This window comes from Lacticaseibacillus suibinensis, from assembly GCF_003946175.1.
In the GTDB taxonomy this organism is placed as follows: domain Bacteria; phylum Bacillota; class Bacilli; order Lactobacillales; family Lactobacillaceae; genus Lacticaseibacillus; species Lacticaseibacillus suibinensis.
Genome location: NZ_RHOK01000025.1, coordinates 1 through 26,016, shown reverse-complemented (window position 1 = coordinate 26,016; position 26,016 = coordinate 1). Strand labels below are relative to the sequence as shown.

Sequence of the window (26,016 nt, the reverse complement as noted above, 5' to 3'; positions counted from 1 at the left end):
AGAGAACAAGCTGAGTCTTATTCACCTTGGAATCAGTATCTGAAGCCATCAAAACAAGAGATTGCTTGAACAACGAAGGGGCGTAATCTGAGAATGCGGATTACGCCCCTTCTTAGTTTGCCAGGCGGTCGGTTATTGGGTGCTTACGATTCGCCGGGCCCTGTGTGAAGCACAAACAAAGAAGCATCGAGTCCGCTCAATCGGACCCGATGCTTCTTCCCGTCTCAAAATGAAATTTACTTGATGTTTCAAAGCGCTCTAGAGCTCTATCTTTACTTTGCTACTGTACAGCGGCTTATACAAACTCTTGTAAATCTCTATAATCCTTCTCGTGATGCTATTCTGCTGCGGCAAATACTCATTGTTTGGCGCCTCAGAAGGACGATCGTAATTCCTATCAACCGCTTCAGCAATAATATTTGCACCTCGCGAAACAGCTTCTGGGGTCTCCATTGCAAGAACCGGGACCCCCAAAAGGTCGGCTCTTAGCTGTATCCAAAGTGGGTCTTTTGTTGCTGGTCCAATCAACTTTATTCGGCTAACCTTCGGGCCATGAAGCGCTTCGATTGCTTGTTTAAGTTCGAACGTCAATCCTAAGAAGAGGCCAAAAACCAAATCTTCTCGTGAGGTGCCATTCGTCAAGCCATACCACAGCCCCTTAGTATCTGGCGTCTTGACGGGGCTTCCGCTACCACTGAAATGAGGGATAACAAAGTTGATACAGTCCTCGTCTAGATTGCCTTTCAAATAGCGCTCGTGCATGATATCAGCTGTTTTAAGAAATTCCTCGCTGGTAAAATGGAAAGACTTCATAAACCACTCGATTACTGACCCTGCTGAAGGTAGCGCCGTGAACTCCGTATACAGTCGAGGATCCTGATAGATACCGTAGGCAATCCCTGCAGCCTGATCTTCAGGTGAAATAGTCAGCTTGTCGTTGAGAAGCAAAATACCTTCTGTCGTACCCGTTGAATCCAACAACTCTTCCTTGGTCTGGCTACTGGAAAAGGAGCCGACCATGTGATCGTGCCCTGCAATGGCAACGGAAACATCGCTTGCGATGGCAAGATGCTGACTCAACTCAGGCAAGACGCTACCGATACTCTCACCAGCTGCTAGCACTGGAGGAAAGTCAACATCACTTATCCCAAAGATTGCTTTAACTCGACTGGACCACCGGCGATTACTTAAGTCAAAAGCCATTGTTCGGCTAGCAATTGAGAACTCAGTTGCCATGTTACCTGTCAGACGGTATGCAATATAGTCTGGAATACAAAGCCACGTATAGCGCTGATGCTTAGCAACGCGATTTTCGAGTAACCAACGAATTTTAGCAGCCGAATAATGAGCATTAGGCGGAAGACCACATACCTCATAGATGACTGTCCGATCACTGTCGCTCAACGCGTCAATAACGGACTGCGCTCGGTTGTCATACCAAGCAATCATCTCCGAAGCACTATTCCCATCCGAGTCAATCAAAACACCAGATTCGCCAACGCTAGCAATCGAAATTTTCGCTACTTTCGCCAAGTCAGTGTCTTTGAATTGCCCAATACTGGAAAGAATCATCTCAAAGAGCTTATCCGCATCAAAATCGACAAAATCGTCAGACTCGATCTTAGGCGTTTTGAATTTTTTCTGTTCCGTAGGAACTGTGGTTAAGGTATCTTTCCAAAGAGAAACCTTGGTGTTCGTAGTTCCAACATCAATCGTTAAGTTCATTCTTATCACTTAATCCATAGACCGACTTCTTGGTCACCTTATATACCCACCAGATAATCAAGCCAATAACTGGAATTAAAATTAAAGCAATCGGATTCAGTCTTGAAATTTCAACAATCCAGTAACGAAGCGGGTTACCACCATCAAGGAAGCTCGTTACTGATGCGCTCTTGGCCCCAGCATAGTTGACATTACGCGCCATCTTTGTGATCGTTCCAGCCAAGAATGTTGAGAAGTACAAATCACCAATCAGGCATGGAATTCCGATCAGAATTGAGCGGAAGACATCTCCCTTTGTTGCCAAGACAATCATTGAGGCGAACACTGCCAGGTTTGCCAAATCAGCCAGTGGCATGGTCCCATTACCAGGAAGGATGAAGGCCAGCCCAACAGCAATTGGTGTCAAAATCAGGCCAGTAGAGATAACTGCTGGGTTCCCAATCGCGACAGCGATATCGAGACCAATGTACAGTTGGCCGCTGTTCTTAACGTGCTTATTCAGCCAGCTCTTAACAGCGTCAGAGATCGGCATTAACCCTTCCATCAAAATCCGAACCATCCGCGGAAGAATGAACATAACGGCACCCAAGTTAACCCCGATATTTAGAATGCCTTTAACATCGTAGCCAGCCAATACCCCGAGCAGTAAGCCCAGAATTGTCCCAATCATCAGTGGCTCGCCCATAATACCAAAACGCTTCTGAATGGTCTCAGGATTGATATGAATCTTGTTCAGGCCTGGAATATGATCGATAATCCAGTTGCCTAACAAACCAATTGGCCAGAAGGTAATCGACGAAACTGTTGGCAGTGAAATACCCTCAAGTCCAAAGTACTTCTCCCCAAGCGGTGCCGCCCAGTCGGCCATTTTGAAGACGATAACCGTAATCACAGCAGCGGCTAAAATGCCAAGCCAGAAATTGTTGGTTACATAGTAAACCAACGTCCCCGCAAGGGCAAAGTGCCAGTAGTTCCACAGATCAACGTCAACCGTCTTGGTCCACTTCATTGCCAACATGATGACGTTAATCACAATCGTCATGATGATAACGAAAGGTGCAATTGGCAAGCCCCAGGTAATCGCTGAAAGAGCTGGCCAACCCAAGTCGGCATGTGGCAGGTTGAGTCCAATGTGTTGAACCATAACCTTAGCGGCTGGACCCACGTTGTCAGACAGAATGGTCATGACAGCATTGATACCAACGAAACCAACACCAACGGTTAAAGCTGAGCGAAGTGCCTTGGCCGGCTTTACTCTAAAGAATAGCGCAAGGACAAACAGGAAAAGTGGCAGCATGACCGTTGCCCCAAGTCCCAAAACAAACTGAACACCCGTATTTAGCGAGTCAGCTAAACTAGCCATCTAGTCCACCTCCTATTCTTCGATAGCAGCTTTAATCTGCTCGAGTACTTTCTGATCGCCAATCCCTGTAATAATAGGCAACGCCCGAATAACAGGAATTGGCGTCTCATAAGGAACGTTAGTAGTCGCTACGATTAAATCCGCATCGTTGGCGTCATATTCTGGCAAGGAAGCAACGTTTGTCTGGGTATAGTTCACATCAATACCATTCTCGTGAAGATATTCCAGCGTCTTCTCAGCCACCACTGTGGAAGTAGCAATCCCTGTTGCGCACACGAACAGAATTGTCTTTTTCTTTGCTTGAGTCATCATTTATCCTCCAATATTGAATCTCTGACTACTGTGGCAATCTCATCGGGTGATGCATTCATAATCTTAGTTAGGGCCTTTTGGTCCTGAACGATCTTCATAATCTTGGCAAGGATATTTAACTGTTTGTTAGATTGCCCGAGGGACAGCAGAAAGACGATTGAGACATTTACCGTTTCGTCATCTGTGCCCATCACGGTCATCCGAATCGGATTCTTTAGGACGGCAACTGAGATCGCGTTCTGCCGCACATATTTCGGATCCGTGTGCGGAATCGCCACACCAATTGGTTCTGTTGGCAATCCAGTTGGGAACTCTACTTCCCGCGCTTTTACTGCGGCTGGATAATCAGATGTTACCAAGTCGTGATCAATTAAATTCACTGAAAGTTCATCGACGATTTCCGAAAACGTAAGCGCTTTCGGAATTCTCTTAACAAAAGTCGCATCGAATGCGATTTCTGCTGTGTCATGCTCTGTCACTCATAGGCCCCCTTAGTGCACCTTAACTGGAGAAAGCTGATTCATCACTTGAATCTTGTGATAGACAACATCTTCCACTGCCTTTTCGGCATCTAGGCAAACGTTAACTAGATCGAATCGGTCTGGATCCTCTTCATAGCTCTTCCCGGCCGAAGTAATAAAGGCTGTTCTCAAATCACTAGCGACGTTGATTTTAATTACCCCGTTGTCTACCATCTGTGCAATCTGCTCATCCGGAATTCCTGATGCACCATGAAGAACAAGCGGCACTGGGCAAATCTCCTGAATCTTCCTTAGCAATGGAAAATCAATATTCGGGTCTAGGTTCAAGCCGTGCACGTTACCGACTGCAACTGCCAGCATATCAACGCCAGTGCGTGAAACAAAATCCAGAACTTGGTCAGGGTTAGTCTTCCCCTCACCTTCAACAACGTTATCGTCCTCTTTACCTGCAATAGCACCGAGTTCAGCTTCAACTGGAATCCCGTAACCCTTCGCAAACTCAACTGCCTCACGGGTGTGTTGAATATTCTCCTCGTAGTCATAATGCGCATTGTCAGTCATAACCGAAGTGAAGCCAGCCCGCGCGGCCTGACGAACAGAGTCGAAGTCCTTACCATGATCCAAGTGCAAGGCCACTGGCGTATCCATCGTCTTCGCATATCGCTCTACCATATCAGCAATATAGCCATAACCGGATACCGGAATGTTAGTTGGCGCAATTTGGATAAATGCTGGAATACCGCTCTTCTCAACTGCATTAAGAATCCCGATTGTTGTTTCTAGATTGGTCGTATTAAACGCACCTGCAACCACGTGACGCTCTTTTATAATTTCAATCAAATCAAAGCCGTTTACTAATGGCATGAATTGCCCTCCTACCTTCGCTGAAGCGTAGTAGTAAGGAAGTACTTGTTAGCCTTCAACCAAACAGAACCATATTCAACTGGTATGTTATCCGCCATAAAGACGCTTTGTTGCATCTTTAAAATTGGAGCTGATGCTGGCAGACCAAGAATCTTTCCCCGTTCAGTGCCAACCGCAAGTGCTTCATACGTACTACGTGCAAACGAAATACGTTGGCCAGAAACTTCCTCCAGTTTTGAAAATAGGCTGATATTGTTGAAGTTCACCCGCTCTATATCAGGGCACACACTCAAGCTGACTCTATTCTCAATTAGCATTAAGACATCGTCATCAACTGTGCGAGTACGTTCAAGATACAGATAGTTGCTTCCCTTCTTAATCCGTAGATTGTCAGCAATCTCACTGTTAGCTGGAAGTAGTTCCTGGCGAATAACCTGTGTTGTATACCTAATATTTTGTGCATCCAAGGTCTCAGCAAATGAAAACAACTGCTGATTCAGTGGATAGGCGACATCTGGATTGGTAACGAAAGTACCTTTTCCCGGAATTTTTCTGAGGCGTCCCTCTCCGATTAAAACTTCAATTGCCTTCCGGACTGTCCCGCGACTAACGTTGAATTCGAGACACATTTTAGGCTCCGAATCTATCTGTTGGCCGTTCTGTAAAACTCCACTGTACATGAGATCTCTAAGCCCATTTGCAATCTGCTCATAGACGGGAACCATGGAAAGCTTATCAACTTTAAGTTTCATTAGTTGTACTTCCTTTCTCTTGTCTATGGACATCGTAGTACAAAAGTGCATCACAGGGTACCTCTGTGAACAAGTTAATAGTAAGGCCTTCCATTATCGCATTCAAGATAAATAGTCCTCGTTAGTATAAAAACTTGTATACATTTTTATGATATTTTGAACAGGTACACTAATTAGTGTACCTGTTATAGCTGCATACTAGAGTAAACTGTGTTTTGTTGAGTGCTAGTCTCACTTTTATAAAATATGGAGGATAAATAATGACAGATTACAAAGGAGCCGTTTTCTTTGACTTGGATAACACGCTACTAAGCCCCGAAAAGCGGATTTTCGAGGATAATATCGAGGCAATCAGTCAGCTTATTAATAACAACTATCTACCGGCCTTCTGTACCGGAAAGCAAAAGTTTCAATTGACCGACCTAGCAACGTCTGCCGGTATCGATACATACATTTGCGGCAACGGAAGTGAAGTCTATTATCGTGGCGCACTAGTCAAAAGCCTCACATTCACCCAGCAACAACTAGAACACATCGAAAACCGTGCCTCTCAGGATGACACAACCCTAATTTGGTTAAATGCTAACCGTATTTCGGCAACAAAGATCTCCAATGGGGTCAAACAGCTCTGTCAGGAAATGAGATGGCCTGTTCCGCCAATTCAACAACACGCAACCTTTCTAGAAAACATCAATATGATTCTGACTTTCATCGATAACTCAGACTCTGGCATCAAACACGAGTTAAGCTACCGCAAGGATTTCCCTGATTTCAATTTTATGCGCAACTCACCAATCGTTCTAGATACCGTTGTTCAGAACGCCTCAAAAGCAAACGGCATTCATACATTACTGCAGCATCTTAATCTACCAGATCTCCCTACTTTTGCCTTTGGCGATGGCAACAACGATATTTCGATGCTAAAGAGTGTCAATACAGGGATAGCAATGGGTAATGCCAGTGACCAAGCCGCTGCTGCAGCTGACTACCAGACCGATGACTACCTGCACGGAGGTATTCCTAAGGCCTTAAAACATTTTGGGCTTATATAGGCCCACCATCTCCTGCTTAAAACGCAAAAAAAACGCCTCCGGTAGCACGGAGGCGCCAGCTGGACCGCAGTCGCAGCGTTACTTCTTTTGGGAGTCTTTGTCTTTGTATGCGATCCAACGATCATAAGCAGCCAGCGCCCCACCAATCAAGATTGGCAGTAGAAGCGCCCAGTCCTGAGCAGACATCGTCATCACCTCCCTGCGTGAGAAGCGTCGCGACGAGCCCAGTGTACCGGCCGTTTCTATTTTTGCGTAGGGTCAAATCTCCCAGATTGGCGCACTACGCATAGCGATTCTCGTCAAAAATTGCGATGAAGTCCTCTTGTAGCAGAAACTGATTGAGCTGTTCTGCATGCTCACTCATCACCGTCGTCACTTCCGGCCAATGCGCCAAAAGCGCCTCAACAATCACATTCTCTGGCGGCCTTGCCTCTCCCCACTCGGCCTCCACCGGAATCTTTGCATAATTACCGCGCGGCGGCGCCTCACCAAGCATCACCCCTGCCATCTGCCTAGCGTGATATCGCTGATGATAAGGCTGCATTCGCCGCGTCACCTCAGCCGCGTAGGTTGCCAGCAAGCCCAGCCGCCCTGCATCTAACCGCTTTGACACCTCAAGCTCAAGCCTGTACTCACGCTGTTTCCCCATCCGCATCACCACCCGCAGTCGCCCAGGTGCCACCAAGGTAAAATCGCTCAGGTAGTGCCCCGCCAGCCAGATTGCATCCCGGTGAGCGGCACCTCCTAATGGAAAATAAAATTGCTGGAAATATGGAATCAACCTTGGTGGCGCCCTGAATCTGACCTGCATCTCGAGCTCATCGAATACAGCCTGACTCTCAGCCTTTAGCGGCTCCCTAAACGGCCAGAGATTCTGCCGCAGGCGTCTTGCTATCGTGCGGTCATGCCGCTTCGTCAAATACGGACCCACTTCTGCATCTAAGCCTAAGGTAGCGAAATCGTCATTCTGTGTCGGCATCATCAGCACCAAGCTCGGTGCCAACGCTAACTCCTCCCGTACCGGCAACCTTGCTAGTTGATCATCGAGATCATGCCCCACTAGCTCCAGCTGCCGCCCCCTAGGAACATTTGCTGCTATGATTCTAATCATGGACTACCTCAACCCCGCCCAAACCACTCGGTCAATCGCCCCTCCTTTGCGTATATATATGATAGGTGGCGCCATCCAGTGGCAGCGCCGCCCCAGCGCCAGCAGGCCGGTTCTCTACAACTCCTTTATGCTGGCGCTCTTTTTTTGCCCTTTTTTCTTCCAAGCCAACTTACCGCTAACTTGGACACCCCAGCCTGCTAGAGCTCGAGTGTTCGGAGCAGAGAGCGGCCTGGTTTTCACCAGCCAATCGCTGCCGTCGCTTTCGCGCCATCGCCTCGATTGGGTGCTTTTGTGTATTCGGCTGGTCGTCCCCCCCATCCAGCCGGCCTGCTTCCAAGCCCACGCACAGACATCCGCTCATCTTGCTTTCGGACCACACCCTGCTTGTCCGGGACCGTGCTTGCCCCGTCTCCCATCATTCATGGCCCGCCGTGGCGCAGACCACAGCTTCGGACGTGGCTCGAAGCATTTCGCAGCGCTTCTGACGGGTACACGCCTGTCCCGACTTGCCCCTTCTACATAACGACCCAAGGGATAAAAAAGGCCGAACCCAGTCATTAAAAACGACAAGTTCAGCCCGCCATGATAAAATAACCCTGAGCGGAGACGCTTAACTTGTTTGTGGACCATTCAGGTTTTAGAGCGGCGGTGTGCTAGCACCAAAGCTCTATTTTTTTGGATTTAAAATAACATCTGGCGCAATTATGCCACAACCGGTGGTACCTGTATAATGTTTTACTTGTGCACCTACTTGCAACCAAAATGGCGCCATGATTGTGCTTTACAACCATGGTGCCATTTTGGTTCCCTGGTTTTCATCACTTCGCAAAACTACCCCAGTAGCTGGTCCGTTTGGTGCCAGCGGCGGTGCCGGTGGCGATATAACCGAACTTGCCGCCGGCACGCGGCTGCCGGATCACCACATACCCGCTCACGTAGCCATACGAGTCGTATTTGATTTTGTCGCCTTTTTTCATCAGCGCAATCTTGGCCCCGGTAATCGGTGCCTCCCGCAACCAAATCTCGCGGTCGGGCGTGAAAGTTCCCGTTTGCACCGTCCAGCCGCTACTCGTCGCAGTCGCAGTAGTCGTCGTAGCTGCCGCTGCGCCGGTGTAATACCCGGAATAATCGTAGCTGGCATCCAGCGCTAGCCCGCGCCACTGCGAGGTCCACTGCCAAGTCCCGACCCCGGTGTATCCAGGTGCCGAAGCCTGCCACCGCGCCAGCCAGAGATTCAGCTTGGGCAAACTCCCCAAAAGCAGCCGATTCCCCGTGATCCAGCTCAAGCTGGTATAAACATCCGTCCGGTACCCCGCATCCGTGATGACCTTCAAAAAGGCTGCCGTTTGCGTAGTCAGCGTCTTTCCGTCTTTGCTGAGCACCCCATCTTCCACGTCATCTGCCAAAACCGTTCCTTTCGGCAGTCCCAGCGCCTGCGCCTGAGCGACAAAATACTTCGCTTCTGCCTGGGCTTTTTCCACGGTCGTATATTTCGCATAGTGGTACCCATGAACGCTCAAGCCCGCCGCCTTGGCATTCTTCAGTTGGTTGACTGCCTTAGGGTTCTTGTAGTTCGTATTCTCCGTCAGCTTCACAATCGCGCCTTGCGCCCCGTTTTTCGCGGCGTCTTGGAAAAACGCCAACGTATCAGGGTTCCAGCTACTGACATCAATCACAATCGCTGTTGCCATCCGCTATTCCTCCGTTTCATCTAGTGGTCGCAGCCGCGGCGTCGCGGCCGCGCTGCTACTGTCCTGCAGTACGCTTGGCGCTAAGTGCCCGGTGTCGACAATCGCCGACTCGGTGTAATGCGCCGTCATTGCTAAACTACGATGCCCTAACAAAAACTGAATCTCGCTCATCGGCACGCCTTGCTCCAACAGCCGCGCCGCAAACGTATGCCGAAGCAAATGGGAGTAAAAATGCACGCCGCTTTCTTCCGAATAGTGTGTGGCGTATTCCTGTAGCGTCCGCTTGGAAAGCTTGAAGAGTGGCTTGCCATCCAGCCTTTGATCCAGCCAGTACGCATATAGAATGCGCGCCGCTTTATCATCAATCACCGGAATCGTCCGGTCAGAGTCCCACTTCGCGTCGCTGATCTGAATCCATATCGCATCATCAATCAGCCGCACGCTTTGGTACTCCAGACGCGCCACCTCACTCACCCGCGCGCCGCTACCAAACATCGTATAGAAAGCGGCGCGCGCGTTAGGTTTCAGCGTATCAAACCAGTTCAAAATCCCGCGCAATTCCTCGTCCGTCAGCCGGTTGATTCGCGGCGGTACCACATGCAGGCTCAGGCCGCTGGGCACCGGATTCTCCGGCATTTTCTCCGCCAGCACCAACCACGCATAAAACAACTTCACGGCTGATAACTTGCCGTTGACCGTGCGCGGCCCATTACCGCTGCGGATTAGGTCTAACTGCCAGGCAATCACATCCGCCTGCTTCGCCTCCAGCAGCGCCTTACCGCGCACTTCCCACAACCACGCCTCCCACAAACGCAGGCGGCGCTCATATTCGTAAATGGTGCGCTCGTTGCGGCCGATGTCGGTTAAATATTCGGCCCATGACATCATCGGTTTCACCTCCTCGCACAAACCGCAAATTTAGTAATTGGTCGTATCTTACCCGACCGGTCAAAATTCAGCGCGCAAAACCGCGCGTTTCTCCAAACAAAAACATTCCCGCCACCGGCACAAATTTACAAATTTGTCGTATCGCCGCCGTTTTGCGCAGCGCCGCCCACGTCAAAGGTTCTGATGGTTTGCGTCATTTTCGGCGCTGGCGTTGGTGCTTCTTCCCGGTCGATGGCTTGATCAGTAATCAGCGCCAACTCCTTGCCGCAGCTGGCACACAGGTCAAACGAGCCGATCAGAAGCTTGCCACTAGCGGCATCGCGCACCACCATATGAAAATAGATATCTTGCACTCTTCCGCAACACTCGCACTTCCGGTACACCGGCCGCGAGTATATCTCGATGGGCAAACGATCAGCTAAGGTCATGTGCATGTACCTCCTTTCTGAATTTTCCCGTCACTTATATAAATCGATAACTGCGCGAATTTGAAACAGTGATTCGCGCTTTTTTTGGTTTTTTCGGTCTGGTTGCTAACAAAACAGTGGGCTAAAGTTGCCGCGGCAGTCGCCGGAGCGGGCAATGGCGGGCTCCAGCCATGCCCACGCCGGTGTCTGCCCGCTCCTGGAACTCGAGGCTGGCTGCGCCGGGTGGGCGCAGCCGCCTGCCGATGCTGTTTCACGCGGGCTGCAGCGTGAAACAGCAAGCGCGCGTTAGGCGCGCGGTCGGCTCCTTCGAGGTGAAAATGGCAGGAGCTTCCTACCTGGCTCCGACTGGGCGGGTGGGACCTCCCACTGCGCCGCCGCCCGGGTAGAGCGCCCAAGACCAGGCTAATCCGCAAAGGCCTAGCGGGTTCCGGATTCGGCACCTCATAGGAGACGAAAACACGCGTCAGATGATGACGCGCGTCGCTATTTTACCTAGACTCAAATACAGGAGAGCGCTATATATACGCGCCAGCATTCTTGCTTGGTGGGCGGTATTGGGCTGGGGCGCAGCCGGATGAGGAGAATCCGGCGGTGGGCCGCGACCACGCGGCCTGGCTGTGGCTAGCGCCGGCGAAGCGACGAGCGCAGCTGGTCGCGCCGGGGCGCGGGCGGTGGCGCTGCGGATAGTGAGCTAGTTCGTTGCGGCTAGGCAAGGTGCCAAGGCGCTGGGCGCGTTGGCGACTGCCGGCAGCGCATCACATGGCGTTGGCTGGGGCGATGCTCTGCGCGCCGGCCGATGCAGCGCCCGCTTGCCGTAGGCTGGCGGGGAGCGCTGCGAGTGCCTGCACGCGCGGGCGCGAAGCGGCCGCCTGGTGAGGCGCGGTGGCTGTGAGTGGCGGCGGAGCCAGCGGGCGCCAGCCGGCTGGCGGAGGGCCACGGGGGCGATTGCGGCGTTATGTCTGAGCAGGCCGCCGCATCGCGTAGCGGGCGGCCGTCGGTGGATTCAGCCGCAGCCGGAGCCGAGGCGCCGAGCGGGCCGCAAGGCCAGGCGGCTGGGCGGAGGCTGCGGCGGCAGGTGAGCACTAACCCTTTATGCTTGATTGCATGTATAAATATCCGCATATGCATGTGGCTTTTGCCGCCTCATTAAAGCGCAACGTAGCTCATCACTCTCTTCTGGTGTTCGTGAATCATAGACATTCAGAGCGGGTTTCAGGTGCAGAAACGTCGTCGTTTTAGCCCCGTTTCGATGGGTTGTCGTCTTCTGACCGCGAAATCGCGTCTATTTTCGCCTCTGAGGTTCGCGAAGTACCCGTTCTCGACTTGCTACCCAAAAGAACAACGCCTGTCATATCAGAGTCTTCTCAGGTCTGGTTTGACAGGCGTCATTTCAGATTTCTTCAATCTCAAGGTTAGCAAGACTGGCGTGCGGATGATCGGCTTTGTAAGCTGCGGTAGCAGTCTCTTGATTCAGCGCGTGGTACTTGCCGGCGATGGCGCGCGTTAGCTTTTCGGTGCCATCTTTTTGCTTGCGGCGCGTGATTTTGACAATCTGATAGGTTCGCGGCTTTGGGGCCGGCGCCTCATCGGCCGGTACATACACAAGCTTATCCTCCGGGCTGAGCGCTTCATATTTTTGGCGTAGCACCGCGGTTTCAAGCAGCGGCGGGTGGCTTTCTGCCCAGGGGTGATTTTCCTCTAAAGAGAGGTCACCACTGATAATTTGGGTCTGGTCCTCAACACGATAGCCATGGCCTGGGCCGTTCCAGGTGATGACCGGATCCGGCGACAATGGATAGTAAAGCGCCTGGTCCTTTGTTTCGGTAAAGGCGGCGGCGCTGTAGCGAATTTTCACAAGTGGCTGGTAGCCAAAGTACTTGGTAAGCGCAGCTTCAATCTCGTCGCGCAGGGCCAGCGGGAAGGCTCTAAAGTCGCTTAGTTCGATGCGTTCGGCCGGCAGTTTGAACACCCAATCGAACCAGGCGTGGAGGTTGGCCTTTTCTTCTAGCGCGCCAGACGGTGAATATCGCACAGGATCCAACTGGCTGCGGTTCGGCGTCGAGATTAAGAACTTGCCGTCGTAGCTGGCGGTGACGACCTCTTCAGACACGATAATGTCGAAACCTTTTGGCGGCACAGCGCCGGTGCCGAAGCGGTAGGTGTGAATGAAGGCGTCGAGCGGTGCCAGGGCTTCGGCTTCGCGTTGCTTAAGCACCTTGCGTTGATCAGCGACGAGCCGGTCGATAGTGTCGAGCTCTGCCAGCGTGGCGTATTTTTGGATGTAGCGCTTGGTAGCACTGCGGTCGCTGGCCTTGCGCGTGGCTTGCGGGTGGGCGGCGTTCCATTTTTGCTGTTTGCTGATTGGTTTTGCCATGAGCTTTGTCCTCCAAGGGCGGTGGCGATTCTCTACAGGTAGAGTATAACGTGATTCAGAAACAATGTACATACACATGTACTCGGTTCTCCAAGTTCATCGCTGCCAACACTTGATATCGTGCATTAGCCTGCAGATAAGAAATAAATTAATATATCGGGTTGACAGCGCTTACTTTCGTTGGTATGCTCTGACTGTAAACATATAGTAAGTCGGTTTGTAACTGATTCGATCAGGCAATACCGCTGGGCCTAAGCGCTTAGTGGTGTTGCCTTTTTTTCGTTCAGCAGAGGAAGGAGTAAAGTAAATGACTGTTTTTCCAAAGGATTTTTTATGGGGCGGGGCCATTGCCGCTAACCAAGCAGAGGGTGCTTGGGACGTTGACGGCAAGGGCGTTGCGATTACAGACACCACCCAGCATGGTATCGCCAAGAACGTGCACGATGAGGAAGTGGTACCTGGCGCCTTCTATCCAAGCCACGAGGCCATTGACTTCTACCATCGCTACGACACCGATTTAGAAGAAATGGCTGCACTGGGGCTTAAGTGTTTTAGAACTTCAATTGCTTGGACTCGCATCTTCCCTACTGGTGAAGAAGACGAGCCAAACGAAGAAGGCCTGAAGTTCTATGATCGCCTCTTCGACAAAATGGTGGCGCTTGGTATCGAGCCGGTTGTTACCATCTCACATTACGAAACGCCACTGACCCTTCACAAGAAATACAACGGCTGGGAGAGTAAGAAGCTCATTCCCCTCTTCGAGAAACTGTGCCGCGTCTTATTCACCCGCTATGGCGACCGCGTACACTACTGGATGACCTTCAATGAAATGAATAATGTTCACACCATTCCATACGCCGCTGCTGGTATGGATCTGACCGGCGATTATCCACATCAACTTCAGCAGATTTACCAGGCCACTCATAATATGTATGTTGCCAACGCGCAGGCTGTGCGACTAGCCAAAGAACTGATGCCGGATGCAAAGATGGGTATTATGCTCTCGCTCAGTCAGGCTGCCGTTTATCCCGCCAGTCCGAAGCCAGAAGATGTCTTTGGCGCTCTACAACTACAACGGCGGACATTTGTCAGCGCTGATGTTCAGCTCCGCGGCTACTATCCAGGCTACGTGAAGCGCATCTGGAAAGACTACAAGGTCACCATCGATATCACAGATGATGAGCTGGCGCTGATTAAGCAATACACCTCGCAATATCTAGCCTTTAGCTATTATCGTTCCAGTACTTATCAAGAAGGCATGAAGATCTACGGCGATACCGGCGGCGTAGTCGGCAAGCCAAATCCATATCTGAAAGAATCGGCTTGGGGCTGGCCAATCGATCCCCTGGGCCTGAGGTGGATGTGTAACTTGATGCAAGATCGCTACGACTGCCCACTATTCATCGTTGAAAATGGCTTGGGTGCCGCCGACGAAATCAGCGAAGATGGCAAAATCCACGACCCCGAACGTTCAGCATATCTTCGGGATCACTTAAAGGCTATTGCCGACGCCATTCAAGATGGCTGCAAAGTCATCGGCTATACCTGGTGGGGGCCTATTGATATCGTCTCCGCTGGCACTGGTGAAATGAAGAAGCGATACGGCTTTGTCTATGTCGACCGTCATAACGACGGCTCTGGCACACTGAAACGCCAACGCAAGGATAGCTTTGATATTTACAGACAAATCATTGAGACGGATGGTGACAGTCTGTTTCAAGGATAAGGACGGCTCACATGAAAATCTTGCGAATACTCAATAATAATGTGGTCGAGGCGAGAAATAGCCAAGATGAATCCGTCATTATTATCGGTCGCGGCATTGGTCATGAAAAGCGCCGCGGCGATGAGGTTGAGGTTAGCGATGCAGACGAAATCTTCCTGATGACCAATAAGAGTCTTTTCCCTTCCGTGCAGAATCTCCTCACTTCAGTTTCCACTGATCTGATTGAGACCAGCAACAAAATTGTGAACTACGGGAAAAGGCGACTGCCCCACGAGCTAAATCAGAACATTATCATCACCTTGACCGACCACCTGGACTATGCGATTGCCCGCGCCAGAGATGGCTTCTCAACGCCAAACCCGCTGAACTGGGATATCAAGCGCTTCTACCCGCGTGAGTATGAGATTGGGCTTTACGCTCTGCAGATAGTTAAAAAGTATCAGTTTACCACCCTATCTAAAGATGAAGCTGGCTTTATCGCCATGCACTTCGTTGACGCCTCACTTGAAGGCAATCAGCCGCATAATGTGACCCAGCTCACTCAGATGATCAAGACCGTGTTAACGGTCGTTGATGCATTAATTCATAATATTGACACTGAATCCGTGGCCTATAGCCGGTTCGTCCGCCATATCCAATACATGGCCATGCGCCTGCTAGACTTCCAAGGCAGCACAGAGCACGCGGACGATGAAATCATGAGCTTAGTGTTCAAGAAAAACCCAGATGCTTACGCGATTGCTAAACGAGTCGGCGACCAGCTGACCCAAGACTACCAAGTATCATTGAATGACGCAGAACTCATGTACATGACGTTGCATATCTCTCGACTACTCAATACAAACGGGGAGTGAAAACAATGAAACACGAATCCGAACTCAAACAAATTCTGGCTGACATCGGCGGCGCCGATAACATTCAGCGCATGACACACTGTATGACTCGGCTACGCTTTAACCTGAAAGACAACGACAAAGCTGATTTGAAAAAGATTGGCGATGTTGATGGTGTATTAAACACGCAGATTCAAAACGGTCAGCTTCAAATTGTCATCGGGCCGGCGGTTGCCAACTGGTATGACGAATTGGCTGATATGACCGGCATCGGTAGCGAAGAAAGCACCACTGCCAGCAACGACGATGGCGAAAAGAAGGGCTTCTTCAGCCGCCTACTAGAAATTCTTTCAAACATCTTCCTACCAGTTATTCCTGCGATTGCTGGCGCCGGGATGATGAAAGCCGTCCTGGGTCTTTCAACCGCGTTCAAATGGCTTTCGACCACCTCGGATACTTATATCATCTTGAACCTGATGGCCGATGCCACCTTCTACTTCTTGCCATTCCTGCTGGCAATCTCAGCCGCCAAGCTATTCAAAACCAACGTTATGTTGGCAGCGGTCCTCGCTGGGGCACTGCTGCACCCAACGCTGATTAACAACGTGGGCAAAATCACGACCATGCACTTCTTAGGCCTACCGGTTCCGGTACTCGGCTATAATTCCTCAGTTATTCCGATTATCTTGTCTGTTTGGCTGATGAGTTATGTTTACCGGTTCGTCGACAAGCACATGCCAGATATGTTGAAAGTGATCTTCGTTCCAACCGTGGTCTTGCTGGTGATGATCCCAATCGAGTTGATTGTACTTGGGCCGCTGGGCAATTACTTTGGGCTCGCCCTTTCAAGTGTCTCAATGAAGCTCTTCTCCTTCTCTGGCGCCTTGGCTGGGTTCCTACTCGGTGGATTACGACCATTAATGGTCATCACAGGTATGCACCAAGCGCTGACCCCGATTGTCTTCCAGAACTTTGCTTCTAAAGGCTATGACGTCTTGATGCCGACCATGATCATGTCAACTTTTGCCCAGGCCACTGGTGTTCTGACCATGATCTTCAAGACTCGTTCCAAGAAAGAAAAGTCAGTAATTTACTCCTCTGGGGTCTCGGCTATTCTTGGGATTACCGAACCTGCTCTGTACGGGGTTATCATTAAATACAAGCGCCTCTTGCTCTCTGTATGTATCGGTGGTGGCCTCGGTGCTGCATATGTCTCCGCCATGGGTTATCACCTGGGCAGCTTCACCCCTTCAAACATCCTGAGTCTGGCTGTCTACGCCATGATGCCGAAATTTATCCATGTTCTGATTGGCCTAGGCATCACAATCGTTTCAACGGCCGTACTGGTAATGATTCTGCAGCCGGTAGTCGGTGCTGAAGATCCAAAACCAGTGATTGAACAAAGTGATGATGCTGAAGTGACTAGCGGTGTGCCGGCCGAAATCTACGCACCAATTAATGGTGACCTGGTCGGTCTAGATCAGGTGCCTGATACAACCTTCTCATCAGGTGCCATGGGCGATGGTTTTGCCATTAAGCCAACAGAAGGCATCGTCAGAGCACCATTTGATGGCACCATCATCGTGATTGCCCAGACTGGGCATGCGGTTGGCGTCCGTGGTGATAACGGGGTCGAAGTGCTGATTCATGTCGGCATTGATACAGTTGAACTCAATGGGAAATATTTCAATACTCTTGTTACCCAGGGCCAACACGTCACCCGTGGTCAGGAGCTAATTACCTTTGACCTTGAAGAAGTCGGTAAACAGTACAACACCATCTCTCCTGTCATCGTGACAACGGGCTCTGTGGCATTGAAGTCCAAAACTGCAGAGACTCCTGTGAATAGCGATACCCTGCTGGCAGTCGCAAGCATAGGATAAGCCGTTCCTATACGCAGCATACTAAAGAGGCCATCACACCTGCTGAATGTGATGGCCTCTTTGCGTTAGTTTGCCTGTTCTTCTTTAATCTCGTTAGCTCTTCGGTCTGCCACCCGGCGCATCAAGGTCGCTTTGGATACGTCAAAAGCCGAAACCGTTTCTTTCACGGTGTGCGTATCGTAGTATTCCAGCATCTGCTCTAGGCGGCGACCGTTGATTACTGGCTTGCGGCCCTCTTTGTAGTCAGGTACATGTGTACGTGCATAAGCCCGCCCGGTTTGCGTGCGCTCAACAATCATATCTCTTTCGTATTCGGCGAACGCCAACATCATCGTTCTCATCATCTTCGCCATGGGAGTCAGCTTGCCATTACGATCAGTCTCAAAAGTACCGATATTGCCGATACGAAGTGAGACACCTTTGACCTGAAGTTGATCCATGACTTCCAAGGCGCCTTTGACTGTGCGGGCAAGCCGATCCATCTTCGCGACGATTAGAGTGTCCCCTGGCTGCACGATAGCAAGCACTTTCTGAAATTCTGGACGCTCGACGGTAGTGCCGGTGTACTTCTCTGCATAGACGGTTTGGGCACCTAGTTGATGGAGCTCGGCGATTTGCTCATCTAGACTCTGAGCCAAGGTGCTGACTCGAGCATACCCGTAGATATGACCCGTTGAATTTGTGGCTGTCGATGAAGTCGTTCTGGATGATTTGACCATGATTTTGCCCTCTCGATTTGAGACTTACATATGAGACTTAACAAAGCCTATTGTAGCGGGCACATGGTGTCAGTGTCAATACTTTTAAGTTGTGAGACAGAAATATAAAGTATGACCCACACCACCGTGAACATGTTCTCAATCGAGCTAAACATGTATTCATTACCCTCAAACCAATTCTCTGGGGTTCTTATTTGCGTTAGTCTAGATTTGTCAGAGAGAAAGCGCTTAATCCTGACCAAGCATGCTTAACGTTTTACTCATGAGAAGTTCAAAATATATCAATGCAAACCCAAAAAATAATTGCGGTGCATTCTCCTCAAACGAGGTCGGCTTAAATGTATTCGTTGAAATCGCGATACTCGCGGCGTTAGCCATCTGCGAGTTCCGCCTACCAACAAAGGCAATCACATCTTGACCATTTTCAGCCGCCTGTTCAGCTAGCTCGTTCAGACGCACGGTATCCCCAGAATTGCTGATGGTAATCAACAAATGATCAGAGCTCGGCCGAAGCAATTCAAGATGCGAATTAGAGGTACTACGGAACCCATGAACGTTGAGATACTCACTCATATATTGAGCGATACTCTCAGAATAACCACTTCCGAGCACACTAATCATGCCTCCGCGATGTTTCTTCATGCACTCATAAAAAGGTTGCAGGTATTCTCCAATGTCGACAGGACTGGATTTTAAGTCAACAAAGGTGTCTGTATCAGCCATCAAGAAAACCAGCTCTGAATAACCAGATAAGCCAATTTTCTTAGCCAGCTTGATGATGAAGCCTGGCGACGAATACGTTGCCTTAGCCAAATCACGAATGCCGGTATCTCTAACATTCGCGTGGTGCCGCTTCATGTACTCCAAAATTCTTAATTCATCAGCTGATAACTGATACTTCTCTGCCCATTGCTGAATATCCATTATGTATACCACCATTCTAGAAAGGAAATATTCTATGACTAAACCTAATACAGAAAATACCAGAAATCAAAGTGCTGATAACGATGATGAGTTCTTGTCTGACCCTTGGGCACGGACTAAGACCAGAAACGGTCTGGCTGGTGATGAAGTGATTTCAGCATTGCAGAAGTCAATTCGCAAAGGCAAGGAACGGGCAGCCGTCGAATTTGCTTACGAAATGTACATCTCATCACCCCAGTTTGAAGACAAGCTCTGGCGCCGCCTCCAGGCTATCTCCGTTGAAGACATCGGCATGGGTAACCCTATGGCCCCAATTCTGATTAACAATCTCAATCAGATTCGTCAGAACTTTGAATACACTGAGGCTGATCGGGCGATGATGTTTGTTCATGCCATTCGCTACCTGTGCGAATCTGAAAAAGACCGCTCATCCGATTTACTCAAAAACATCGTCATCAAGAACTTCAACATGGGCTACGTACCCGAGATTCCTGACTACGCGCTTGATAAGCACACCACACGTGGTAAGAAACTCGGCCGCGATAGCCAGCACTTCCTGCACGTCGACAGCAAGGTTACACCCCAAAAGAAAGTCGACAACGGCTACTACGAAGAATACGACAAATTAATCCAACACTATGACCCCAAGAAAATTGTTCCCCACGCCTTCGAATTTAATGCCTACCAAGTCTGAGAGGTGATTTCATGGATCAGTCAAACGGCTTTCTGAATAAGCTCAGTAATGTTCTTACCCCTGTCGGTAACAAACTCGGCAACCAGCGGCACCTGCAGTCACTAGCCAATGGTATGCTCTTTGGCCTTCCATTCCTGGTTGTCGGTTCATTCTTTCTGATCTTCGCCAACCCACCAATCGATATGTCGCATTACAACGCCGCCACTGCCAACTTCTTTATGCAGTTCATGGCCTCATGGAAAAACTTTGCGGTGGCTCACTACGATGCCATCACGCTACCTTACAACATGACCATGGGTATTTACGGTATCATCTGTGCGTTTGGGATTGGCTACGAGCTCAGTAAAACCTACAAGCGCAATGCCGCGATGGATGGCATGATGGCGATGGTCACTTACATGATGGTCACCACCACTGTCTCCGCTAAGGGCACTATCTCCATGGATTACCTTGGCACCAACGGTCTGTTTCTCTCGATTATCCTCGGCCTTTGTGTCGTGGAAGTTAACCGCTGGGTGGATCGGCACAATTGGAAGATGACGCTTCCCGACAGTGTGCCGCCAATGGTGACCACCTTCATCAACTCCCTCATTCCGCTAGTTTTGAACATCGGTGTGTTCTATGGTCTGAACTTACTGATTAGTGGCTTAAGTGGCAAACCATCACCTGCTTTTGTCACCGGCCTACTGACTCCTGCAGTAGGGATTGCTGGTAACTTCTGGGGCTTTCTACTGATTGTCACCATCTCTAATCTTCTTTGGCTGATTGGGGTCAACGGGACAAGTATTGTGTTCCCAATTCTCTTTGCGATTGGGATTGCCCAGACTGGCCTCAATGCCATTCAAGTACAAAAAGGCATGGCTCCTACACACTTGATGAATTTGCAGATGTTCCGGATTTCGGTACTTGGTGGAGCTGGTAACACGATTGGCCTCGTTTTGCTAATGATGCGCAGCAAGGTCACCAAAATTAAGGCAATCGGCCGGCTGTCCTTTATTCCGGGTATCTGTAGCATCAATGAGCCTGTCATCTTTGGGCTACCAATTGTCTTTAACCCGATTCTCGGCATTCCATTTGTTCTTTCACCAATCGTGACGCTCTCACTTACTTACTTAGCACAGAAATTTGGCATCATTGGTCTGGGTACCATTGTCGATCCGTCTTTCACCCCATACTTTGCTCAAGCCTACATGGGCACGATGGATTGGCGGAACATCGTCTTCTGGACTATCTTAATTTTCGTCGCAATGCTAGTTTACTTGCCATTCTTCAAGATTTACGAGCACAATGAGATGTTGGCGGAAGAAAAAGAAGTAACTGGTGCACCGGCTGATTGATACTAATCCGGACTGAATATAATGCAAGCACGTCGCAGCTAAGTACTGCGGCGTTTTTGATACTCCGAAATAATAGTCGTATATATCTGCAGGGTTCTGGTGCAAAGTTTACTCAGGGAGAGTACCTGTATCATGAATTGAAACTGGAGGTTTTCAGATGACTGATCATTTTAAAGGACGGCAATTCAATCAATCAGTGATTACTTTTGCCGTAGGCTACTACTTGCGTTACAACATCAGTTATCGAGATCTAGTTGAAATGATGCGCGACCGTGGTATTTTCGTGCATCACACAACCCTCATGCGTTGGGTACAACATTACTCACCGATTATGCGGGCTCTGTGGCGTATGGATGAGACCTATATCAAGATCAAAGGTCAATGGAATTACCTCTACCGTGCCATTGATGATCAAGGTCTTACGCTTGATTTTCAACTGCGCAAGAAGCGTGACTTTAACTCGGACTATCATTTTCTCAAACGCCTTTTAAAGACCTATGGTCTTCCACATCGATTAGTGACTGATCAGTACGGAGCGACCCTAAAGGCAATTAAAAAGCTTACTAGGGAAGGCTGTCTGCACAAAGGTGTGCATCAGTGCTCCAAATATCGCAATAATCTGATTGAGCAAGATCACCGTTTTATTAAGCGGCAACAAGTTCGTTCCTCAAGTTAGCAGAGCACTCGGACAGCAGCTAGGACATTATACGGCATTGAAACCATGCATGCGATACACAAAGAAAGCCGAAAGAAGCTAGGCCTCTTCGGCTTTTCAGCGTATCAAGAAGTCGACCAATTGTTAGCGGCATAGGCTACAACCACTAAACACAGTCACTTTGATCTACGCTTAATTTCAACTTTGCACCAGAACCGGTTCAAATTCCTAACAATGAAAAAATTGATCAGCCAATGCATGTGCTCCACAACACCCGCTTGGGGATCAAACAACTTACGAACAACAAGGGCTTGTGGTACATTACGTTGATCGGCGCCGTCTTCACACTAACATACATGCCTGCTGCCAGCATGTATCCACTCATGACCATGAAATACTTTCAGGGAACCGTTAGTCAAGCTGGCTTAATTGAAGCCATTTATTCAACTGGCATGCTAATCGGCGGCACTATCATTGGCCTCTTTGGTAAGTGGCAGGACCGGATGAATCCCGTAATCATCGCGTTTTTCCTGGTTGGCATTCCAACCGGTATTAGCGGCATTTTGCCAGGTAACCAAACCGGATTTTTATGGTTCGCAGCTTTAAACATCATTGAAGGAATTGCGACCCCATTTTTTACAACGCTTTTAATGGCAATGATTCAACAAAGTTATCCAGCAGAAGAGTTAGGGCGGATTCTAGGCGTTTTGAATTCTTTGTTGAATCTAGCTGGACCAATTGGCTTAATTTTTTCCGGTCCCCCAGCTGATGTGATTGGCATTGAACGCCTATTTGTGATTGCAGGAATCGGTGCTGCCATTTGCGGGGTGGTCGCGGTGTTAATGCCAATTACCAGGCAATATGACATTAGGCTGCATCAAAAATTGGCGAAATTAACTGAGCAACCAGATAAGTAATTAACATGATGATCATAAAGAGGAGAAAGACCAGACTACCAGCTGATCTTTCTCCTCTTTTTGTCATCACTTAATTACACGTTTTTAATCTTTTCACCAGTCAATCCCATCGCATTAATTGCCACGATAATTGTCGACATCGCCATGACCGCAGCACCAACGGCTGGGTCTAGAATGATTCCAATAAATGACAACACACCGGCAGCGAGTGGAATTGCGACAATATTGTAGCCTGCTCCCCACCAGAGATTTTGAACCATTTTCCGATTTGTGATTTTAGCCAAATCAAGAAAATGTAAAATATCGCTGGGTTCTGATTTAACCAACACAACATCAGCGGAATCAATGGCAACATCGGTTCCGGCACCAATTGCAATTCCAATATCGGCCGCGGCAAGACTTGGTGCGTCATTTACGCCGTCACCAACCATGATGACGTGATTGCCCTTTGCTTGATAATCAGCAATAATCTTTTGCTTATCATCTGGTAATAGGCCTGCATGGAATTCAGTCAATCCTAGTAAGTTAGCAACGTGTTCCGCGGCTTTTGGATTATCGCCAGTGAGCATTACGGGGGTAATTCCTCGCCTCTGAAGACCACTAATTAATTCCTTAGCACCCGCTTTGATGGTGTCGCCTTCAGCAACCATTCCTTGAACTTGGGTGCCCTGCAATAGGAAGCTGACGGAATTACCCTTAGCAGCCCATTTATCAGCAGCGGCCTCGTCAAACCTGATCCCTTGCTTCGTTAAATAGTTACCATTAACAATCGTATAGTCAGTGCCATCAACATTACCGGAAATACCAACGCCCGGAATATTTTGAGACTTTTCAGCCGCAACGACTTCAATGTCCTTCGCTTGGGCTTCAGTAATGATTGCTTGGGCCAGCGGATGAGTCGAATTATTTTCAAGGGCGGCCAGTCGGCTTAATAACGTTGTTTCGTCAATCCCATCATTTGGAATCAATGCATTCACCGTAAATTTACCTTCTGTTAACGTGCCAGTTTTATCCAAGAGAACGTGGCTAACATGTTGACTTGCTTCAATGGCTTGGCGATTTCGAACTAATAGCCCATTTTGTGCGCCAATCGTAGTAGAACGAGAAACCACTAATGGAATCGCTAATCCTAATGCATGCGGGCAAGCAATCACGAAGACGGTCACCATGATCGTCATTGCAGTCGGCAATCCCTGGGGTAACCAGGCAAAGAAAGCAATAATCCCAACACCAAATGCCGCGTAAAATAGATACTTGGCAACTAAATCAGCTTTATCTTCTGCTTTAGATTTAGCTTGCTGGGCATTTTGAACCATTTTCATTACTTGAGAAAGATAGCCGGAGTCACCAGTACCACTAATTTTAACCGTTAGCGTCCCGTTATTGTTGGTTGCACCACCAATGACCTTATCGCCAACGTTCTTGGTAACGGCAGCAGATTCACCGGTTACCAGTGCTTCATTCACGGTCGACTCCCCAGCCGTAATAACACCATCGGCTGGAATACTCTCACCTGAACGCACTTGGAAAGCTTGACCAACTTTTAAATCAGATACTGGCACTTCTTTTGTTTCACCATTATCTGTAACTAGATGGGCCGTCTTAGGCAACAGGGCCGCCATCTTTTGTAAGGCATTCCCAGCCCCCATCAATGCATTCATTTCAATCCAGTGTCCTAGAAGCATAATTAAAATCAGGGTTGCAAGTTCGAACGAAAAATCCATTACATGATTTGCCGGGTTCAAGAAGTTGTTGGCAATAAATGCGTACAAACTGTAGAAATACGAAACGGAAATTCCAAGGGTTACTAGCATCATCATTTCAGGAGATTTATTCTGAATTTCCGCTTTAGCCCCCTTTAAAAATGGCATTCCGCCATAAAAGTAAAGTGCTGTATCAAACAAAACGATGATAATGCCAACAATTAGCGGTGAACTGAAACTAAGGATGGAAACGTTTAAACCCATGATTGGTGCTAACAGTAAAACTGGAATCGCTAAGACAACGGAGACCCAAAATTTAACTTTCAAATTCCCCATATGCATCATTGAGCCACCGTGCATCATCATGTCGGTCCCAGCCATATCCATATCACCGTGATTCATGTTCATTTGGCTGTGATCCATTTCGGCCATATCGTGGTCCATGTTCATTTGATTATGATCCGTTTCGGTCATATCGTGATCCATATGACTCATATTTGATTCATTATTTTCCATATTCTTAGCACTCATGTTTTTCATGTTCATATGGTCCTCTTTATTTGCCATGATTATCGACCCCCTAAAAATAAGTGTGCGTAGCAAAGCGGTTAGAAGCCGGAATATAAGTTCCTTGTGTGGAAATCCCCGGGCTCGGGATTTTTCCACCAGGTTCTTATATTTAGGCTTCTGCTTTGCGGAGCACCATGCCACTATATGAATGAGAATTACGACAAAAATTCATAAGTTTCCGCCATCAGAAATCCCAGATTCTGGATTTTTGTGCAGCAATCCTAAAAGTAAACAGAACACCACAGTCTTAACACGTTTGATCACCTGGCAAGCAGTTACACTGAACTTCCTCGGGCGCTGTTTTGGCCTTTTCAGCTAGAATCGCCTGTAAGTTCGCAATATCCGCCCGTGAGAGTTCCCTTGACTGAATAACGCCGGCAATTGTTGAACCAGCCCGCATCGCACACATATGGTCAAACAAATCATCTGCCGCTGCCGCCATTGATTCCTTCTCGCCAACAACCGGCTTATACGTGAATGGTCGACTGCGGCCATGCTGCGCAACCGCCTGTTTTTGAATCAACCTGTGAAGTAGCGTTTTGGTTGTTGAAGCTGACCAGCCTTCTAATTCGTTCATAGCATCGATTAGTTCACGACTAGTCGCATGTCCCATTGTCCAAATTGCTCTCATAACCATCCATTCAGAATCGGTGATGGTTACATTCTTTGCATCCTTCAATTGGCTTCCTCCATTAATTGAATTCTAAGTTTACGTTTGTAGCCTCTTAACACTTATTAGTTTACAACTGTAGTCAAAATAATGCAACCTTTCTGCCAGAAAATACCATGACATTAAAAAAACGCCTAGATAATATTCCAGGCGTGGTTTGATACGATATGTTAAATTAATGATCTGGGAATTTTTCCCCAGTTTACAATTCAAGTGCAACACCCTGACGACTAGACCAAAAAGGCCATGAAGACCTATTCTTGTTAGTGCTAGCTAAACAAGAAAGCAGGAATCTTCATGACCCACTCTCAGACTAACACCCACAAGCATTACCAACAACTCA

At 48.8% G+C, this 26,016-nt stretch carries 21 protein-coding genes and 2 pseudogenes; 8 read left to right on the top strand and 15 right to left on the bottom strand.

Features of this window, described 5'->3' with window-relative positions:
• Positions 1 to 258: 258 nt before the first annotated feature.
• Genes EKM90_RS10970 through EKM90_RS10945 form a run of 6 tightly spaced genes read right to left on the bottom strand, consistent with a single transcriptional unit; the run spans position 259 to position 5,498 of the window.
• Entirely contained in the window at positions 259 to 1,725 is a 1,467-nt protein-coding gene (locus EKM90_RS10970) for an FGGY-family carbohydrate kinase (RefSeq protein ID WP_125582593.1), read from the bottom strand.
• Positions 1,709 to 3,088: a PTS galactitol transporter subunit IIC gene (locus EKM90_RS10965; protein WP_125582591.1), complete on the bottom strand. Its 1,380-nt coding sequence runs from the start codon at positions 3,086 to 3,088 to the stop codon at positions 1,709 to 1,711. Before EKM90_RS10965 ends, EKM90_RS10970 begins: the two co-directional genes overlap by 17 nt.
• Before the next feature lie 12 nt (positions 3,089 to 3,100).
• On the bottom strand, positions 3,101 to 3,400 hold the full coding sequence (locus tag EKM90_RS10960; RefSeq protein WP_125582589.1) for a PTS sugar transporter subunit IIB: 300 nt from the start codon (positions 3,398 to 3,400) through the stop codon (positions 3,101 to 3,103).
• A complete protein-coding gene (locus EKM90_RS10955; protein WP_125582586.1) occupies positions 3,397 to 3,879 on the bottom strand; it encodes a PTS sugar transporter subunit IIA in 483 nt (160 codons plus the stop codon). Before EKM90_RS10955 ends, EKM90_RS10960 begins: the two co-directional genes overlap by 4 nt.
• A gap of 12 nt (positions 3,880 to 3,891) precedes the next feature.
• Positions 3,892 to 4,746: a class II aldolase gene (locus EKM90_RS10950; RefSeq protein WP_125582584.1), complete on the bottom strand. Its 855-nt coding sequence runs from the start codon at positions 4,744 to 4,746 to the stop codon at positions 3,892 to 3,894.
• 11 nt (positions 4,747 to 4,757) lie between these two features.
• Complete coding sequence (locus EKM90_RS10945) at positions 4,758 to 5,498, bottom strand: GntR family transcriptional regulator (RefSeq protein WP_125582582.1); 741 nt, start codon at positions 5,496 to 5,498, stop codon at positions 4,758 to 4,760.
• Between the two features lie 260 nt (positions 5,499 to 5,758).
• On the opposite strand from EKM90_RS10945, the gene EKM90_RS10940 reads away from it, so the two are divergent.
• Complete coding sequence (locus EKM90_RS10940; RefSeq protein WP_125582580.1) at positions 5,759 to 6,550, top strand: Cof-type HAD-IIB family hydrolase; 792 nt, start codon at positions 5,759 to 5,761, stop codon at positions 6,548 to 6,550.
• Positions 6,551 to 6,830: 280 nt separating this feature from the next.
• On the opposite strand, the gene EKM90_RS10935 is transcribed toward EKM90_RS10940, so the two are convergent.
• The 5 genes from EKM90_RS10935 to EKM90_RS10915 form a co-directional block, all read right to left on the bottom strand.
• Positions 6,831 to 7,541 (bottom strand): hypothetical protein, encoded by a 711-nt coding sequence (locus EKM90_RS10935; protein WP_164507958.1) that lies wholly within the window; start codon positions 7,539 to 7,541, stop codon positions 6,831 to 6,833.
• Between the two features lie 938 nt (positions 7,542 to 8,479).
• The gene (locus EKM90_RS10930) at positions 8,480 to 9,352 is read right to left on the bottom strand and encodes a GH25 family lysozyme (RefSeq protein WP_125582576.1); all 873 of its coding nucleotides are present in this window, start codon (positions 9,350 to 9,352) and stop codon (positions 8,480 to 8,482) included.
• A 3-nt stretch (positions 9,353 to 9,355) separates the two neighbouring features.
• Entirely contained in the window at positions 9,356 to 10,240 is an 885-nt protein-coding gene (locus EKM90_RS10925; protein ID WP_125582574.1) for a tyrosine-type recombinase/integrase, read from the bottom strand.
• A gap of 125 nt (positions 10,241 to 10,365) precedes the next feature.
• Positions 10,366 to 10,668: a hypothetical protein gene (locus EKM90_RS10920; protein WP_125582572.1), complete on the bottom strand. Its 303-nt coding sequence runs from the start codon at positions 10,666 to 10,668 to the stop codon at positions 10,366 to 10,368.
• A 1,390-nt stretch (positions 10,669 to 12,058) separates the two neighbouring features.
• Positions 12,059 to 13,042 carry a hypothetical protein gene (locus tag EKM90_RS10915; RefSeq protein ID WP_125582569.1) on the bottom strand — a complete coding sequence of 328 codons (984 nt, stop codon included), beginning with the start codon at positions 13,040 to 13,042 and terminating at the stop codon, positions 12,059 to 12,061.
• A 307-nt stretch (positions 13,043 to 13,349) separates the two neighbouring features.
• Here EKM90_RS10915 and EKM90_RS10910 point away from each other — a divergent pair, with 307 nt between their 5' ends.
• From EKM90_RS10910 to EKM90_RS10900, 3 genes are read left to right on the top strand one after another with little or no spacing between them, the layout of a single operon-like run.
• Positions 13,350 to 14,768, top strand: a complete 1,419-nt coding sequence (locus tag EKM90_RS10910; protein WP_125582567.1) for a glycoside hydrolase family 1 protein — start codon at positions 13,350 to 13,352, stop codon at positions 14,766 to 14,768.
• 11 nt (positions 14,769 to 14,779) lie between these two features.
• Positions 14,780 to 15,622: a PRD domain-containing protein gene (locus EKM90_RS10905; RefSeq protein ID WP_125582565.1), complete on the top strand. Its 843-nt coding sequence runs from the start codon at positions 14,780 to 14,782 to the stop codon at positions 15,620 to 15,622.
• 5 nt (positions 15,623 to 15,627) lie between these two features.
• On the top strand, positions 15,628 to 17,484 hold the full coding sequence (locus EKM90_RS10900) for a beta-glucoside-specific PTS transporter subunit IIABC (RefSeq protein WP_125582563.1): 1,857 nt from the start codon (positions 15,628 to 15,630) through the stop codon (positions 17,482 to 17,484).
• Positions 17,485 to 17,549: 65 nt separating this feature from the next.
• On the opposite strand, the gene EKM90_RS10895 is transcribed toward EKM90_RS10900, so the two are convergent.
• The gene (locus EKM90_RS10895; RefSeq protein WP_125582561.1) at positions 17,550 to 18,203 is read right to left on the bottom strand and encodes a recombinase family protein; all 654 of its coding nucleotides are present in this window, start codon (positions 18,201 to 18,203) and stop codon (positions 17,550 to 17,552) included.
• A 228-nt stretch (positions 18,204 to 18,431) separates the two neighbouring features.
• On the bottom strand, positions 18,432 to 19,127 hold the full coding sequence (locus EKM90_RS10890) for a MurR/RpiR family transcriptional regulator (RefSeq protein WP_125582559.1): 696 nt from the start codon (positions 19,125 to 19,127) through the stop codon (positions 18,432 to 18,434).
• Between the two features lie 34 nt (positions 19,128 to 19,161).
• On the opposite strand from EKM90_RS10890, the gene EKM90_RS10885 reads away from it, so the two are divergent.
• The 4 genes and pseudogenes from EKM90_RS10885 to EKM90_RS10870 all read left to right on the top strand — a co-directional run.
• Positions 19,162 to 19,821 (top strand): AAA family ATPase, encoded by a 660-nt coding sequence (locus tag EKM90_RS10885; protein WP_125582557.1) that lies wholly within the window; start codon positions 19,162 to 19,164, stop codon positions 19,819 to 19,821.
• Positions 19,822 to 19,832: 11 nt separating this feature from the next.
• On the top strand, positions 19,833 to 21,158 hold the full coding sequence (locus EKM90_RS10880; RefSeq protein ID WP_125582555.1) for a PTS sugar transporter subunit IIC: 1,326 nt from the start codon (positions 19,833 to 19,835) through the stop codon (positions 21,156 to 21,158).
• A 157-nt stretch (positions 21,159 to 21,315) separates the two neighbouring features.
• Positions 21,316 to 21,969: pseudogene (locus tag EKM90_RS10875) on the top strand (IS6 family transposase).
• Positions 21,970 to 22,031: 62 nt separating this feature from the next.
• Positions 22,032 to 22,730, top strand: a pseudogene (locus EKM90_RS10870) (MFS transporter); the annotation flags it as partial.
• Between the two features lie 74 nt (positions 22,731 to 22,804).
• Here EKM90_RS10870 and EKM90_RS10865 read toward each other — a convergent pair.
• Together EKM90_RS10865 and EKM90_RS10860 are read right to left on the bottom strand one after the other, a co-directional pair.
• Positions 22,805 to 25,000, bottom strand: coding sequence for a heavy metal translocating P-type ATPase (locus tag EKM90_RS10865; protein WP_125582553.1), 2,196 nt, complete (start codon positions 24,998 to 25,000; stop codon positions 22,805 to 22,807).
• Between the two features lie 250 nt (positions 25,001 to 25,250).
• Positions 25,251 to 25,682, bottom strand: coding sequence for a CopY/TcrY family copper transport repressor (locus EKM90_RS10860; RefSeq protein ID WP_125582551.1), 432 nt, complete (start codon positions 25,680 to 25,682; stop codon positions 25,251 to 25,253).
• Positions 25,683 to 26,016: the final 334 nt, after the last annotated feature.

What these genes read in the sequence shown, in the direction of transcription:
- EKM90_RS10960 (WP_125582589.1), bottom strand. Translation starts at nt 3,400, where the DNA reads ATGATGACTCAAGCAAAGAAAAAGACAATTCTGTTCGTGTGCGCAACA.
- EKM90_RS10940 (WP_125582580.1), top strand. Translation starts at nt 5,759, where the DNA reads ATGACAGATTACAAAGGAGCCGTTTTCTTTGACTTGGATAACACGCTA.
- EKM90_RS10920 (WP_125582572.1), bottom strand. Translation starts at nt 10,668, where the DNA reads ATGACCTTAGCTGATCGTTTGCCCATCGAGATATACTCGCGGCCGGTG.
- EKM90_RS10880 (WP_125582555.1), top strand. Translation starts at nt 19,833, where the DNA reads ATGGATCAGTCAAACGGCTTTCTGAATAAGCTCAGTAATGTTCTTACC.
- EKM90_RS10915 (WP_125582569.1), bottom strand. Translation starts at nt 13,042, where the DNA reads ATGGCAAAACCAATCAGCAAACAGCAAAAATGGAACGCCGCCCACCCG.
- EKM90_RS10885 (WP_125582557.1), top strand. Translation starts at nt 19,162, where the DNA reads ATGACTAAACCTAATACAGAAAATACCAGAAATCAAAGTGCTGATAAC.
- EKM90_RS10970 (WP_125582593.1), bottom strand. Translation starts at nt 1,725, where the DNA reads ATGAACTTAACGATTGATGTTGGAACTACGAACACCAAGGTTTCTCTT.
- EKM90_RS10890 (WP_125582559.1), bottom strand. Translation starts at nt 19,127, where the DNA reads ATGGATATTCAGCAATGGGCAGAGAAGTATCAGTTATCAGCTGATGAA.
- EKM90_RS10945 (WP_125582582.1), bottom strand. Translation starts at nt 5,498, where the DNA reads ATGAAACTTAAAGTTGATAAGCTTTCCATGGTTCCCGTCTATGAGCAG.
- EKM90_RS10930 (WP_125582576.1), bottom strand. Translation starts at nt 9,352, where the DNA reads ATGGCAACAGCGATTGTGATTGATGTCAGTAGCTGGAACCCTGATACG.
- EKM90_RS10910 (WP_125582567.1), top strand. Translation starts at nt 13,350, where the DNA reads ATGACTGTTTTTCCAAAGGATTTTTTATGGGGCGGGGCCATTGCCGCT.
- EKM90_RS10905 (WP_125582565.1), top strand. Translation starts at nt 14,780, where the DNA reads ATGAAAATCTTGCGAATACTCAATAATAATGTGGTCGAGGCGAGAAAT.
- EKM90_RS10900 (WP_125582563.1), top strand. Translation starts at nt 15,628, where the DNA reads ATGAAACACGAATCCGAACTCAAACAAATTCTGGCTGACATCGGCGGC.
- EKM90_RS10950 (WP_125582584.1), bottom strand. Translation starts at nt 4,746, where the DNA reads ATGCCATTAGTAAACGGCTTTGATTTGATTGAAATTATAAAAGAGCGT.
- EKM90_RS10965 (WP_125582591.1), bottom strand. Translation starts at nt 3,088, where the DNA reads ATGGCTAGTTTAGCTGACTCGCTAAATACGGGTGTTCAGTTTGTTTTG.
- EKM90_RS10865 (WP_125582553.1), bottom strand. Translation starts at nt 25,000, where the DNA reads ATGGCAAATAAAGAGGACCATATGAACATGAAAAACATGAGTGCTAAG.
- EKM90_RS10925 (WP_125582574.1), bottom strand. Translation starts at nt 10,240, where the DNA reads ATGATGTCATGGGCCGAATATTTAACCGACATCGGCCGCAACGAGCGC.
- EKM90_RS10895 (WP_125582561.1), bottom strand. Translation starts at nt 18,203, where the DNA reads ATGGTCAAATCATCCAGAACGACTTCATCGACAGCCACAAATTCAACG.